At 65.1% G+C, this 13,292-nt stretch carries 13 protein-coding genes and 1 rRNA gene; 3 read left to right on the forward strand and 11 right to left on the reverse strand.

Annotated features, from left to right (window positions below; genetic code table 11):
* The first annotated feature begins 67 nt into the window (after nt 1-67).
* Nucleotides 68-1,207, forward strand: a complete 1,140-nt coding sequence (locus tag ACIPY3_RS13265; RefSeq protein WP_400334721.1) for a bifunctional 2-methylcitrate synthase/citrate synthase — start codon at nt 68-70, stop codon at nt 1,205-1,207.
* 101 nt (nt 1,208-1,308) lie between these two features.
* Here ACIPY3_RS13265 and ACIPY3_RS13270 read toward each other — a convergent pair whose 3' ends face one another.
* Nucleotides 1,309-1,803 (reverse strand): 8-oxo-dGTP diphosphatase, encoded by a 495-nt coding sequence (locus ACIPY3_RS13270; RefSeq protein ID WP_400334723.1) that lies wholly within the window; start codon nt 1,801-1,803, stop codon nt 1,309-1,311.
* 56 nt (nt 1,804-1,859) lie between these two features.
* Between ACIPY3_RS13270 and ACIPY3_RS13275 the strand changes: the two genes are divergently transcribed.
* Nucleotides 1,860-2,672 (forward strand): hypothetical protein, encoded by an 813-nt coding sequence (locus ACIPY3_RS13275; RefSeq protein WP_400334725.1) that lies wholly within the window; start codon nt 1,860-1,862, stop codon nt 2,670-2,672.
* A 4-nt stretch (nt 2,673-2,676) separates the two neighbouring features.
* On the opposite strand, the gene xerD is transcribed toward ACIPY3_RS13275, so the two are convergent.
* The 9 genes from xerD to ACIPY3_RS13320 all read right to left on the reverse strand — a co-directional run bounded on the left by xerD (nt 2,677) and on the right by ACIPY3_RS13320 (nt 11,878).
* Nucleotides 2,677-3,636 carry a site-specific tyrosine recombinase XerD gene (gene xerD, locus ACIPY3_RS13280; RefSeq protein ID WP_400334749.1) on the reverse strand — a complete coding sequence of 320 codons (960 nt, stop codon included), beginning with the start codon at nt 3,634-3,636 and terminating at the stop codon, nt 2,677-2,679.
* Between the two features lie 2 nt (nt 3,637-3,638).
* The gene (locus ACIPY3_RS13285) at nt 3,639-4,301 is read right to left on the reverse strand and encodes an NUDIX domain-containing protein (protein WP_400334727.1); all 663 of its coding nucleotides are present in this window, start codon (nt 4,299-4,301) and stop codon (nt 3,639-3,641) included.
* A 27-nt stretch (nt 4,302-4,328) separates the two neighbouring features.
* On the reverse strand, nt 4,329-6,074 hold the full coding sequence (locus tag ACIPY3_RS13290; protein ID WP_400334728.1) for a CTP synthase: 1,746 nt from the start codon (nt 6,072-6,074) through the stop codon (nt 4,329-4,331).
* Nucleotides 6,075-6,209: 135 nt separating this feature from the next.
* Nucleotides 6,210-7,949, reverse strand: a complete 1,740-nt coding sequence (gene recN, locus ACIPY3_RS13295; RefSeq protein ID WP_400334730.1) for a DNA repair protein RecN — start codon at nt 7,947-7,949, stop codon at nt 6,210-6,212.
* A gap of 3 nt (nt 7,950-7,952) precedes the next feature.
* Nucleotides 7,953-8,975, reverse strand: coding sequence for an NAD kinase (locus tag ACIPY3_RS13300; RefSeq protein ID WP_397322947.1), 1,023 nt, complete (start codon nt 8,973-8,975; stop codon nt 7,953-7,955).
* Between the two features lie 13 nt (nt 8,976-8,988).
* Nucleotides 8,989-9,801, reverse strand: a complete 813-nt coding sequence (locus ACIPY3_RS13305) for a TlyA family RNA methyltransferase (protein WP_400334731.1) — start codon at nt 9,799-9,801, stop codon at nt 8,989-8,991.
* A 3-nt stretch (nt 9,802-9,804) separates the two neighbouring features.
* A complete protein-coding gene (locus ACIPY3_RS13310; RefSeq protein ID WP_400334733.1) occupies nt 9,805-10,065 on the reverse strand; it encodes a hypothetical protein in 261 nt (86 codons plus the stop codon).
* A 9-nt stretch (nt 10,066-10,074) separates the two neighbouring features.
* On the reverse strand, nt 10,075-11,061 hold the full coding sequence (locus tag ACIPY3_RS13315) for an HAD-IIA family hydrolase (protein ID WP_400334735.1): 987 nt from the start codon (nt 11,059-11,061) through the stop codon (nt 10,075-10,077).
* Entirely contained in the window at nt 11,054-11,878 is an 825-nt protein-coding gene (locus ACIPY3_RS13320) for a hypothetical protein (protein ID WP_400334737.1), read from the reverse strand. The genes ACIPY3_RS13315 and ACIPY3_RS13320 overlap by 8 nt, the downstream gene beginning before the upstream one ends.
* 6 nt (nt 11,879-11,884) lie before the next feature.
* Between ACIPY3_RS13320 and ACIPY3_RS13325 the strand changes: the two genes are divergently transcribed.
* Nucleotides 11,885-12,991, forward strand: coding sequence for a hypothetical protein (locus tag ACIPY3_RS13325; protein WP_400334739.1), 1,107 nt, complete (start codon nt 11,885-11,887; stop codon nt 12,989-12,991).
* 209 nt (nt 12,992-13,200) lie between these two features.
* On the opposite strand, the gene rrf is transcribed toward ACIPY3_RS13325, so the two are convergent.
* Nucleotides 13,201-13,292: ribosomal RNA gene (rrf, locus tag ACIPY3_RS13330) — 5S ribosomal RNA — on the reverse strand; the annotation flags it as partial.

Below are 13,292 nucleotides of genomic sequence, written 5' to 3' on the forward strand. Positions count from 1 at the left end.
ATCAACATAGGGGACGCAGGCAACCGGGATCCCTCCGGTGGCCTGCACAAGAACGAAGGAGTTCAGCATGGCAGCTGAAGACATCAAAAAGGGCCTCGCCGGAGTCGTGGTGGACTACACCGCCGTTTCAAAGGTCAATCCGGACACCAACTCCCTGTTGTACCGCGGGTACCCGGTGCAGGAACTGGCAGCCAAGTGCAGTTTCGAGGAAGTCGCCTACCTGCTGTGGAACGGCGAACTGCCGGACGAGTTGCAACTGGCAGAGTTCACGGCCCGCGAGCGCGCCGGCCGCGCACTGGATCCCGTCGTCAAGTCGGTCATCGACACGCTCCCGACAAGCGCACATCCCATGGATGTCTGCCGGACCGCGGCCTCGGTCCTGGGCGCCCGTCACGAACTTGCCGAGGATTCCTCACCTGTTGCCAACCAGAAGAAGGCCGTGGATCTGTGGGCAGCCATGCCTGCCGTGGTGGCTTATGACCAGCGCAGGCGGCGCGGCCAGGACGTGGTGGAACCACGGGACGATCTGGACTACTCGGCAAACTTCCTCTGGATGACCTTCGGCGAGGAACCGGTGGACGAGGTGGTTGAGGCCTTCAACGTCTCGATGATCCTCTACGCCGAGCACTCCTTCAACGCGTCCACGTTCACCGCCCGCGTGGTCACCTCGACCCTTTCGGATCTTCATTCCGCCGTGACGGCGGCGATTGGCGCGCTCAAGGGCCCCTTGCACGGCGGCGCCAACGAGGCCGTCATGCACACCTTCGACGAAATCGGCATCCGCCCGGAGGAATCCCTGGAGGACGCCGCAGCCCGGGCGCGTACGTGGATGGAAGACGCCCTGGCGCAGAAGAAGAAGGTCATGGGATTCGGCCACCGCGTCTACAAGCACGGCGACTCCCGCGTTCCCACCATGAAAGCCGCCCTGGACAAGATGATCGCCCATTACGGACGGCCTGAACTCCTGGGACTCTACAACGGCCTGGAGCAGGCCATGGACGAGGCCAAGGCCATCAAACCCAACCTCGACTACCCGGCCGGTCCCACGTACCACCTCATGGGATTCGACACCCAGACCTTCACGCCGCTGTTCGTCGCCAGCCGCATCACCGGCTGGACCGCCCACGTCATGGAGCAGTTGGCGTCCAACTCACTCATCCGCCCACTGAGCGAATACAACGGACCGGAAGAGCGGCACGTCCCCTAACGGGTCAAGCACCACGGCATGACACACGACGGCGGGCCGGTCACCTGGGGTGACCGGCCCGCCGTCGTGCGCCTCTGTGGGGGTGAGTCGGCGCCGTACCGTCACTCGACGCCCGTCCATTCCCTGGTCTGGACGCCCGCCACGTTCTGGTTGTCCGGCGCGAGTTCCACCCGCACGGCGATGCGGCGGCCGGAAATCATGGCCGGAAGCCAATGCTCGGCATCGGCCCACATCCGCTCCACCGGCAGCTGCTCCACCGGGTACCAGCCGGGCGCGATTTCATCGCTCTCGGACGGTTCGCCCTCCCAGTTCCGGGTGAGGAAGACGGTGGTGGCCATGTTCCACTCGGGCCTGGCGGGGAAAATGAAGTCCACGGTTCCTGCGGGGACGAGGTCAGCGGCATCGACCACCACGTGGATCTCTTCCATAACCTCCCGGCATGCGGCTTCGATGGCCGTTTCACCGGCCTCGACATGGCCGCCGACACCCACCACCTTGCCGCTGCCGAATCCGGTCTTCTTGGTTCCGAGAAGGACGTACTGGCCCTCCGCGTCATCGCGGAGGAGAAAGCACAACGTCACTTGGGCTGCAGTCATGCTGCCCACCTTAACCCGATCTCCCCCCGTCCGGCCGCCATTGCTACAGTGAGCCCATGAACGAAGCCGGGGGTAAACCGCGGGCGGCGACGGCCGCCGTCGAGCATGCTGCCGTAGTACCCGGGACCCCGCCGGCCGAAGCGGTGGTCCCTGTACCAGATCCGGTGACCCAAGTGGCAGGTCCAGAGGCTCCAACGGATGGTCCGGTTTCCACGGCCGCTCCGGACCGCGACGCGTGGTTGCCGCGCTGGCTGGTGGCGCACCCCCTGTACTCCGGGTGGGCCTGGACGGTGCTGTGGTCCGGGCTGATCGTCCTGGACGAAGTGGTGGACCTGGCTGGCTGGACCTGGTATCTGCTGGTATTGGTAGCCGCGCTGCCCACGCTGGTGTCCACGTTGGTGGTCCTTCACGCGACCCCGCGCAGCCACCTAAAAGCAGTGGACTCGACCGTGCTGGGCCACTTCTTCGTGCGTTTCCTGGCGCTGGTGGCCGCTTTCATGGTGTGGGCCGCCTCCGTGGTGATGAGCGCTTCCATCTCCACCACCGTCCAAACGGTGATCGGTGATTCCGAAAAGGAAGTCACGGCCTTGGGCTTCAACCTGATGGTGGCATCGGTACCGTTGGTGTTGTCCGTGCTGTGGATGGCCTTCATTGTGCGCTGTGCCTGGTTCCTGCGGAGGCTGCGTGGTTGGCGGCAAATACCGGTGAAGACCCGGGTGCCCAAGAAGTTCCTCCGCGGACGGCCCGCCCTCAAGCGCGTCGTAGTGGGCCTGGCCCACCCCGGATTGCTCCTGGTGGCCGGCCTGGGAACATCGCTGCTGGCCGTCTTCGTGGACGCTGTAGAGTTGACGTTCAGCGTGATTGGCTAGGCTGCTACCCGAGCGCCCGGGGATGCGCTGCAGCGTAAACCTCACGCAACGTATCCGCCGTCACCAGGGTGTACACCTGCGTGGTGGTCACCGAGGCATGGCCCAGCAGTTCCTGCACGACGCGCACATCCGCTCCGCCTTCCAGGAGGTGGGTGGCAAAGGAATGCCGCAGTGTGTGGGGCGAAACATCCTTGGTGATATTCGCTTTCTCAGCCGCGGTCTTCAGGATGGTCCAGGCGCTCTGCCGGCTGATCCGGCCGCCGCGCGCGTTGAGGAACAGGGCCGGCGTGCCCTTGCCCTTGGACGCAAGGAGCGGCCTGCCGCGGACAACGTAAGCTCCGACTGCCCGGGCGCCGTAGGAGCCGAGGGGTACCAGGCGTTCCTTGGATCCCTTGCCGAACAGCCGGACAATGGCCGGGCCGGGGCCCGTTTCCTGCAGGGACACGTCGTCCACGTCCAGGCCCACGGCCTCGCTGATGCGGGCACCCGTGGAGTAGAGGAACTCCAGGAGGGCGCGGTCCCGCAGGCCAGTGGCTGTCTCCGTGCCGGCAGCTTCGAGGATCCGGGTCACCTCATCCACGCTGATGGCCTTCGGAAGCCTCTTCCCGGGCATGGGTGGGTGGACGTCGCCCGCGGGGTCGGAGGCGGTCAGGCCTTCAAGAGCCCAAAACTTATGCAAACCCCGCACCGCAACCACGGTCCTGGCCGCCGAACGCACACCCAGGACGGATGCACCGTCGGCGCCGTCGGACAGGGCCTGCACAAACGCCGTGACATGGTGACGGGTTACCCCGCCGGGCTCGCCGACCCCTTGCGCGGCAAGGAAATTGGCATAGCGGCCCAGGTCCCGGCGGTACGCGGCAAGGGTGTTCGCCGCCAAGCCGCGTTCCACTCCCACGTATTGCAGGTAATCGGTGATTCCACGGTCAATGGCTGTGGCAGTCCGGGTGGCGGCCTCGGCCATGCTCAGCGCTGGCTCGGGTGTGCCGGCCAAGGAGCATTGGCCGGGCGGAGGCTGCGGAAGCCGTCAGCTTTAGCAGCGGCCGCGGCAAGGATGCCAAGGACCGCGGAGGGGTTGTGCAGCCGGCCCTCAAGGACGGCCTGCACGGCATCGTCCAACGGAATCCAGTGCAGCTCAATCTCGGCTTCTTCGTCCGTCCGGACATGGCGTTCGGCTTCCGGAACGTCGCTGAGGCCGCGGGCCAGGTAGATTCGGACGGCCTCGCTGGAAGAGCCCGGCGAGTTGAAGAAGTCCACAAGGACGTTCCAGGTTGCCGCGGTGAGGTCCGCTTCTTCCGCCAGCTCACGGGCAGCCCCCACCACGAAGTCTTCACCCTCCACGTCCAGGAGGCCTGCGGGAATTTCCCAGAGGTCCATGCCCACCGGGTGGCGGTACTGCTTCAACAGAAGAATTTCGCCGTCCACGTTCATGGGCAACACGGCCACGGCACCGGGGTGGTCGATATAGTCTCGCACCAGTGTGTCGGTGTCCTCGCCGAGCTGGAAGGAATCGCTGACCACATCCCAGATGCGGCCCTCATAGACCTTGCTGGACGACAAAAGACGGCGCGGGCTCGGCACGTCCGAAACCTGCCGTGTTGTGCTGGGGGTTTCAGAAGTACCGGGCATCGCGCCGTCCTTTGCTTGTGCGGTTGTTTACTTGGCAGCTACCGCGTCGGCGGCCTGCTTTGCTTCGACAGCTCCACCTTCACGGCGATCCAGTGCAGCCTTCACCAGGCCTGCGAACAGCGGGTGCGGACGCGTAGGACGCGAGCTGAGCTCGGGGTGCGCCTGGGTGGCGACGTAGTACGGGTGCACGTCGCGGGGAAGCTCCACGTACTCCACCAGCTTGCCATCGGGTGAGGTACCGGAGAACACCAGGCCCTCGGCCGCGATCTGGTCACGGTACTTGTTGTTGACCTCGTACCGGTGGCGGTGGCGTTCGCTCACTGACGTGGTGCCGTAGGTTTCGGCTACCACGGAGCCTTCGTCGAGCTTGGCTTCGTAGAGCCCCAGGCGCATGGTGCCGCCGAGGTCTCCCTTGCCGTCCACGATGTCCAATTGCTCTTCCATCGTGGCGATGACCGGGAACTTGGAGTCGGGCTCGAACTCGCTGGAGGAAGCACCCTCCAGGCCAACCACGTTGCGGGCGTACTCGATCACCATGCACTGCAGGCCAAGGCACAGGCCCAGAACAGGAAGCTTGGTTTCGCGGGCGAACTTCAGGGCGCCAAGCTTGCCTTCCAGTCCACGGATGCCGAAACCACCCGGAACGCAGATCGCGTCCACGCCCGCCAGGGACTTGGTGGCACCTGCGAGGGTTTCGCATTCGTCGGAGGGAACCCAACGGATCTTGACCTTCGCCTCGTTGGCGAATCCGCCTGCGCGCAGTGCCTCGGTCACCGAAAGGTAGGCGTCCGGAAGGTCGATGTACTTGCCCACCAGGGCAACCTCGACCTCGTGCTTCGGATTGTGCACGGCTTCAAGCAGTTTGTCCCACTTGCTCCAGTCCACGTCCTTGAACGGCAGGTCCAGGGCACGGACGATATAGGAGTCCAACTGCTGGGAGTGCAAGGTCTTGGGGATGTCGTAGATGCTCGGAGCATCGGCGGCGTTGACCACGGCGTCGATGTCGACGTCGCACATGCGGCCGATCTTCTCCCGCATGGCTTCGGGAACTTCGCGGTCCGAACGGATCACGATTGCTTCGGGCTGGATGCCGATGGAGCGCAGGGCCGCGACGGAGTGCTGCGTCGGCTTGGTCTTCAACTCCTGGGAAGGTCCGATGTACGGGACCAGGGATACATGGAGGAAGAAGACATTCGTCCGGCCGATGTCCTGGCGGACCTGGCGGGCTGACTCCAGGAACGGCTGCGATTCGATGTCGCCAACGGTTCCACCGATTTCGGTGATGATGACGTCCGGAGCGTTCTTGCCCTCGGCGGGCAGGCGCATGCGGCGCTTGATCTCGTCAGTGATGTGCGGGATGACCTGGACAGTATCGCCAAGGTACTCGCCGCGGCGCTCCTTCGCGATGACCGTGGAGTAGATCTGGCCGGTTGTGACGTTGGCCGAACCTTCAAGGTTCTCGTCGAGGAAGCGCTCGTAGTGTCCGATGTCGAGGTCGGTCTCGGCGCCGTCGTCAGTCACGAACACTTCGCCGTGCTGGAAGGGATTCATCGTGCCCGGATCCACGTTCAGGTAGGGATCGAGCTTCTGCATAGTTACAGACAAACCGCGTGCCCGCAGCAGGTGGCCGAGGCTCGAAGCCGTCAGTCCCTTACCGAGCGAGGACGCCACACCGCCGGTGACGAAGATGTGTTTGGTCGTCTTGGACGAGCCCGGGAACCGGGAATTTACACGGGAATTTGATCGCTGCACCACGGAATTCGAGCTTATCATCAATTACGCCTTCCAAGCGTCCTGTCCGGATTCCCCAAATGGTCCATGGTTGCCCAGTTACCTGCCTGCAATCAAGGGTTCGGCCGGAACAAAGTGCACTGAATGTGATTGTCCTCGCAGTGCCTCTCCCTGCCACTAGGCCTGCTGCGGAAGGAGTTTCGCGTCGTCCAGGAGCTCCTGGGCGTGGGCCTGCGCGGACTCCGAGTCCTCCTGCCCGGCCAGCATGCGGGCGAGTTCCTTGACCCGTTCTTCCTCGGACAACAACTGGACATCGCTGGAGGTGAATCCAGAGGTGGTCTTGCCGTCCGCGCCGCGCACCGAGGTCTTGATGACCCGGATGTGCTGGTCCGCAAACGCGGCAACCTGGGGCAAGTGCGTGACTACCAGCACCTGGACGTGCCGGGCCAGCATGGCCAGCCGGCGTCCGATTTCGACGGCAGCACGCCCGCCGACGCCGGCGTCCACCTCGTCGAAGACGAACGTCGGAACCGGGTCCACGGCAGCGAGGACCACTTCAATGGCCAGCATGACGCGGGACAGTTCACCGCCGGATGCACCCTTGCCCAAAGGCCTCGCCGGGGCACCGGAGTGCGGTCGGAGCAGGAACGCGATCTCGTCGGTTCCCCAGGGGCCCAGGGAGCCGCTGTCCTCGAGCTCAATGACCAACGCGGCGTCGGCCATGGCCAAAGCCTTCAGCTCTGCGCTGACCCGGGAAGAGAGGTCTTTAGCGGCCTTCTGCCGCGCCTTGGTCATGGCCGCTGCCAGTTTGCGCAGTTTCTCTTCCGACGCGGCCACTTCCGCGTCCAGGGATTCGATGCGGGTCGAGTCGTCCTGGAGTTCGTCAAGGCGGATCCGCGCCACGGCGGCCCACTCCAGCACCTCGTCGATGCTCGGGGCATACTTGCGGATCAGCTTGGCCAGCGCTGCGCGGCGTTCCTCGATCTCGGACAGTCGCTCGGGTCCCTCGGTGTCCAGGGCGGCCTGGTAGCTGGACAGTTCGGCCGCGATGTCGTTCAGGAGGAACCCAACTTCGGCCAGCCTGGCAGCCGCAGCGCCGAGCGCCTCATCATGGTCTGCCACCTGTTCGAGAGTGCGCTTCGCCGCATCCACCAAGGAGGTGGCATCGCCGGACTCACCGAACTCCTCCGCGATCAAGGACTCATGGGCTGATGCCGCGGCGATCCGCAACTCTTCGACGTTGGCCAGTTTCACAGCTTCGGCCTTGAGTGCCTCGTCTTCGCCCGGCTGGGGATCGATTTCATCGATCTCGGTCAGCGCGGCATCCAACGACTCCGCTTCGCGCAAGCGCTCACGGGCCTCGTTGCGCAGCGTCTCCAGCTCGGACTGAATCGACTTCCAGTGCTTGTACAGCTCCTGATACTCCCCCAGCGGCTTGGCCAACGATGGTCCGGCGAAGCGGTCCAGGGCATGCCTTTGCGCTGCCGCACCCTTGAGCCTGATCTGGTCCGTTTGGCCATGGACCACCACCAGGCTCTCCCCCAACTCCGCCAGGACGCCTACGGGCGCCGTCCGCCCACCCACGTAAGCCCGGCTGCGTCCGTCGGCACTGACGGTACGGGCGAGCAGGAGTTCAGCCACGCCGTCGTACTCTTCCGCTTCGCCGCCGGCCTCGCGGGTGCGCTCCACGGCGTGGTGTTGCGGATCGAGCTTCAGTACCGCCTCGGCGGATGCTGACTTGGCGCCGCTGCGTACGGCACCGGCGTCCGAGCGGGCGCCCAGGAGAAGCCCGACGGCGGTGACCACCATGGTCTTGCCGGCGCCGGTTTCACCTGTGACGACGCTCAGGCCAGGGCCGAGCGGGAGGGCGGCGTCGGTGATGACGCCAAGGTCACGGATTCGGAGTTCTTCAAGCATGCTTCACTTCGCATTCGTGGGGTCGGAGGGTTCACCGTGCCCAGGCTCGTGCGGGCTCGGCAAGGGTGCCGGCGACGGTGTGCGGATCACGGGGATCGGGCCGGTGTGGACTTCGCCGCTGCGTGGGGCGGGACCACGCCAGCCATGGATGGGTAGCTGGAACTTCCGGACCAGCCGGGCAGAAAACGGGGTCATGTGGGTCCGGGCCAGCCGGACTGGTGTGGCGGAGCGGGTCACTTCGACGCGTGCTCCGGGCGGCAGGTCCACCGAACGCCGGCCATCGCACCACAACACACCCAAGGCATCCGTCCGGTTCATGATCTCTACGGCCAGCTTGGACCTCGGGGATACCACCAGGGGCTTGGCGAAAAGGGCGTGGGCACTGATCGGCACGATCACCAACGCCTCCACTTCCGGCCAAACAACCGGGCCGCCGGAAGAGAAAGCGTAGGCCGTGGAACCTGTTGGAGTTGCCAGGACCACACCGTCACAGCCGAACGAGGTCAGCGGACGTTCGTCCACCTCGGTGACCACTTCCAGCATGCGCTCACGGTTGGCTTTTTCGATGGCGGCTTCATTGAGCGCCCACGTGTGCCAGATCTTTTGGCCCTTGATCCACACCTGGACATCGATGGTCATGCGCTCTTCCACCGTGTACTGGCGGCTGGCAATCCATTCAACGGTCTGGGCCAGGTCCGCACGCTCGCTCTCAGCCAGGAATCCGACATGGCCAAGGTTCACCCCCAGCAGCGGAACATCCACTTCGCGGACGAGTTCGGCAGCGCGCAGGATGGTGCCGTCGCCGCCAAGCACCATCACCAGTTCGACGTCTTCCAGGCTCACGTGATCGTGAAGGATCTCGATGGGCGTATCCACGGCGCCGAAAAAGCGTTCGACGTCGGCCAGCTCGGACTTCTGCAACACCGGAACAAGTCCGGAAGAATGCAGTTGGGTACAGGCATCCCACGCCGCGCGGAGCGATTCCTCCCGTCCGGTGTGGGCAAGGACCAATACGTGCCTGCTCATCGGGTTCTGCTTTCTAGTGGTTCGGCCAGAGTGATTCCATCAACGCAGCAACGTCCCCGTCCCGCTCTTCGATCTTAGGCAACACCGCCGACATCCTGCGTTTCATCCACAGGAAGTACTCAACATTTCCGTCCTGGCCCGGCAACGGACTGACTGCGAGGCCTTGCACCTCCAGGCCGGTATCCACCGCGGCCCGCACCACCTGGGCGACTGCCCGGCGTCGTTCCTGTTCGGACGACACCACGCCGGTGCGGCTCAAGCGTTCCTTGCCAACCTCGAACTGCGGCTTCACCATGAGCACCAGGTCACCGCCCGACGCAGTGCAGGCCGCCAGTGGCTCCAGGACCAACGTCAACGAAATGAAAGAGAGGTCTGCCACGGTCAGGGACGCGGCCCCACCGATCTGATCGGGCGTCATGTACCTGACATTGAGTCCCTCATGGACATCCACCCGCGGGTCGTCCCGAAGCTGTTGGACCAACTGGCCGTGCCCGACGTCCACGGCCACCACCTGGGCGGCGCCCTGCCTCAGCAGGACGTCCGTGAAACCGCCGGTGGAGGCACCGGCGTCGAGGCACCTCCGGCCGGCGACCACCACGTCCGGGAAGGCTGCCAGTGCACCGGCGAGTTTGTGACCTGCGCGGCTGACGTAGGCGTCCTCCGGATGGGGTTCCACCTGCAAGGCTGTCCCGGCATCCACCGGCTGGGAAGCCTTGGACAGGACGGCGCCGCCGGACGTGACCTTGCCATCGGCAATGAGCTTGGCCGCATGGGTCCGGGACCTCGCCAGCCCACGGGTGACGAGTTCCTGATCGAGTCGTGCCATACGCTAGCTGTTGCCTTCCGGGGTGTCGGCGGCCGGCTGTCCCGCCGCTTGTCTCGCCGCCTGTCCCGCCGCGGCCGGCGGGAGGCCGGGTTCGGCGTCGAGGGCCTCCAACAGCGAATCATGCAGGGCCGTGTACACGTCCGCATGCTCCGAAACCGGAGTCCCCGGAACAGCGTTCAACAGTTCCAGGGTCCGGTCGACCGCCGTTTCACCCGTGGGGGCGGCAGGCCCGGGCCATGATGTTTCTTCAGGGGACTCGGTCATCGCACCAGTCTAGTGAGAACGCCACTCAAGCTTCGGCGCCTGCGCTTCGGAGGCATCCGGCACAGCACTCCACCAGGCCGCACACGCCGCGCGCCAGGCATCGAGATCGTCCTCGGAACCAATGACGGTCACAACATTGTCCTCCACGGAGGCGGATGCCTCCCCGCAACGGAACGAGTGGTCTTCTCCGACGACGTCCGGATAGGGCTCGTAGAGCTCCGTGAGATCCGCCAGCAAGTACGTCGGCCGTTCATCAGTCCGGGCGGCCAGGATGGTGTGCTTCGTATCGACACCGGTCAGGACTGCCGCCGTCGCGTATCCTGCGCGGTTGCCACCCAGGATGTCGGTGTCCAGGCGGTCGCCCACCACAAGCGGCCGGTCGGCCTTGAGCCGCTTCGCAGCGGCGTGGAACAGGGGCGCTTCCGGCTTGCCCGCAACCAGGGGATACTGCCCGGTCGCTGCGGCAACAGCCGCCACCAGGGTGCCGTTGCCCGGAGCCATTCCGCGGGCCTGCGGAATGGACATGTCCGTGTTGGTGGCGAACCATTTGGCCCCGCCAGCGACGACGTAGGAGGCCTCGGCAAGCTCCTTCCACCCAATCTCCGGGTTGAAACCCTGCACCACTGCCACCGGGTGTTCAGCTGCGCTGTGCACGGGCTTGAGGCCCACCAGCTCGATCTCATGGGCCAAGGCCGCACTGCCTGTAATCAGGACGTGTGCGCCCGACGGAAGCATCGAAGCAAGCAGTTCGCCCGCGGCCTGCGAGGAACTCACCACTTGGTGGTCCTCTGCCGGCGCCCCCAGTTCCCTCAGATGGGCGGCAACCTGGGCCGGTGTCCGCGACGCATTGTTCGTCACGTACCCCAAGCCGACGCCCACGGTCTCCAGCCGCTGCAGCGACTCCACGGCGCCCGGGATGGCGTGCGGCCCTGCGTAAACCACGCCGTCAAGATCGGAGAGAACGGCGTCGAAGGACTCGATCAGCGCTTCAGCCATTGCGGGACTCGTCTCCTGCGGTCTCGTTGTCTTCAGCATCCTCGTCCCCGGCTTCGTCCTCGTCCTCGGCGGAATCGATGTCGGACTCGGGGTCGTCGGATTCAAAGTAGTCGGACTCGGCGTCGTCCACTTCAACGTCCTCGTGGGCAGCGTCCGCGGCCGCGGCTTCAGCGATCACAGTGTCAGTTTCGCCCTGCCCGACGGCGGCGTCACCGTCCTGCTTCTGGAAACGGGGCTTCCGCTCGGCTGCTTCGTCCTCTTCGTCCCAACCGAGGTCAAGGATCTCCGGCTCCGCGAACTCGCCGACGCCCAGGGCGTTCTCGGCCACGACCGCCTGGCGCTCCCAGCGCACTGCTTCATCAGCGCGGCCGGCAGCCGTCAGGGCCTCGGCGTAGGCGCGGAACAAGCGGGGGCTGTAGGAGAAGGCCCGGTTGATGTCCAGCTGCGGGATCTCGAGCTCGGCCACCGCTGCATCCAACTGGTTCAGGTCGGCACGGGCGCCCGAAGCCACAATGGCAAGCTCAACCTTGCCCGGAGCGTCCAGGTCCTGGGCCTCGGGTGAACGAACCATGTCCAAGGCACGGTCGGCGCGGCCCAAACCACGCTCGCAGTCAGCCATCACCGGCAGGTGCACGTTGGAGCCGCTGATGCGACGGTACGTACGGAACTCACGCAGTGCCTCACCGTAGTGTCCGGCAGCGTACGCCGTCAGGCCCACAGCCTCGCGGACTGCAGACAAACGGCCACCGCGACGGCTCGCAGCGAGGGCGTGCTGGAACGCGAGCTCAGGTTCCACATCGATCAGGCGTCCTGCCATGACCAGGTGCTTGGCGACCCAACCGGCATTCTGGTCTTCAAGGGTCTTGATCTGGTGACCCGTGGCCCGGTCCAGTTCATTGCCCGTGACATCCGCGTCGATCTCCGGCGAACGCTCGCGGTCCGGACGGTTGGCGCTACGAATGTCCTTGGCGTTGGGCACACGGGCGGGACGGTCTTCGCGGCCTTCGCCGAAACGGCCACCACTGGGCCTGTTCTCCCCGAAGGACCGACGATCCCCACCGCGGTCATTCCGGTCACGGTCGTTCCGATCACGGTCGTTCCGATCGCGGAAGGGCTTGCGGTCATCGTCACGGCGCGGACGATCACCGAAAGCGCGGCGGTCATCGTCACGGCGCGGACCGTCAAAGTTCCGCGGACCACGTTCCGGGCGGTCACCGAAGGGCTTGCGGTCACCGTTATACGACCGGCGCTCACCATCACGGGCAGGACGCTCGCCGCCACGTGCCGGGCGGTCACCAAAGGAACGACGCTCATCACCGTCACGGCGCGGGCGGTCACCAAAAGGCTTCCTGTCGCCGCCAAAGGAACGACGCTCGTCACCGTCACGGCGCGGGCGGTCACCAAAAGGCTTCCTGTCGCCGCCAAAGGAACGACTCTCGTCACCGTCACGACGCGGACGATCACCAAAGCTACGACGGTCATCGCCATCACGACGCGGACGATCACCAAAGCTACGACGGTCATCGCCATCACGACGCGGACGATCACCAAAGCTACGACGGTCATCACCGTCACGACGCGGACGATCACCAAAGCTACGACGGTCATCGCCATCACGACGCGGACGATCGAAGCCACGCTCGGAACGCTCTCCGAAAGACTTGCGGTCACCGTTGTACGGACGGCGCTCCCCATCGCGGGCAGGACGCTCGCCGTAGGAACGGCCTTGGTCATTACCGTCACGGTTCTCCCTGGAGCGGAAGCCCCGAGGGTCACCGCCGGAATTGTTGTTGGGGCGGTAGGACCCTCGGTCACCACGATTCCCGCCGAAGTTACCGCGATTGCCGCCTCGATTGCCGCCGTTGTGCTCAGCCATTATGGATTCCTCCTGTTGCGAGCCGACCAGTGGCGCGTGCGTAGTCGCTCATAACCCTTATTTCGTTGTCACGCCGCCGGCAATAGCTGATGCCGGCTCGTTTGTCTTATGCAATTCTAGGCGACCGTACTTCTGGAGCCGAACCCCCAGGGTGCCTCATAGTGTTCCCGTGGCAAGTCTCACAACTTGTTGTCGGGCATTTTCGCTTCTTAAACTGGGAGGCCCCCCAACCTGGTGGTTGGGGGGCCTCGACCTGAATGGTTGTCCGGCGGTGTCCTACTCTCCCACACCCTCCCGGGTGCAGTACCATCGGCGCTGTGGGTCTTAGCTTCCGGGTTCGGAATGGGACCGGGCG

It is taken from the genome of Paenarthrobacter sp. NPDC089714 (assembly GCF_044748905.1).
Lineage (GTDB): Bacteria > Actinomycetota > Actinomycetes > Actinomycetales > Micrococcaceae > Arthrobacter.

Coding starts and splice junctions, on each gene's coding strand:
- ACIPY3_RS13265 (WP_400334721.1), top strand. CDS start 68: ATGGCAGCTGAAGACATCAAAAAGGGCCTCGCCGGAGTCGTGGTGGAC.
- ACIPY3_RS13270 (WP_400334723.1), bottom strand. CDS start 1,803: ATGACTGCAGCCCAAGTGACGTTGTGCTTTCTCCTCCGCGATGACGCG.
- ACIPY3_RS13275 (WP_400334725.1), top strand. CDS start 1,860: ATGAACGAAGCCGGGGGTAAACCGCGGGCGGCGACGGCCGCCGTCGAG.
- xerD (WP_400334749.1), bottom strand. CDS start 3,636: ATGGCCGAGGCCGCCACCCGGACTGCCACAGCCATTGACCGTGGAATC.
- ACIPY3_RS13285 (WP_400334727.1), bottom strand. CDS start 4,301: ATGCCCGGTACTTCTGAAACCCCCAGCACAACACGGCAGGTTTCGGAC.
- ACIPY3_RS13290 (WP_400334728.1), bottom strand. CDS start 6,074: ATGATAAGCTCGAATTCCGTGGTGCAGCGATCAAATTCCCGTGTAAAT.
- recN (WP_400334730.1), bottom strand. CDS start 7,949: ATGCTTGAAGAACTCCGAATCCGTGACCTTGGCGTCATCACCGACGCC.
- ACIPY3_RS13300 (WP_397322947.1), bottom strand. CDS start 8,975: ATGAGCAGGCACGTATTGGTCCTTGCCCACACCGGACGGGAGGAATCG.
- ACIPY3_RS13305 (WP_400334731.1), bottom strand. CDS start 9,801: ATGGCACGACTCGATCAGGAACTCGTCACCCGTGGGCTGGCGAGGTCC.
- ACIPY3_RS13310 (WP_400334733.1), bottom strand. CDS start 10,065: ATGACCGAGTCCCCTGAAGAAACATCATGGCCCGGGCCTGCCGCCCCC.
- ACIPY3_RS13315 (WP_400334735.1), bottom strand. CDS start 11,061: ATGGCTGAAGCGCTGATCGAGTCCTTCGACGCCGTTCTCTCCGATCTT.
- ACIPY3_RS13320 (WP_400334737.1), bottom strand. CDS start 11,878: ATGGCAGGACGCCTGATCGATGTGGAACCTGAGCTCGCGTTCCAGCAC.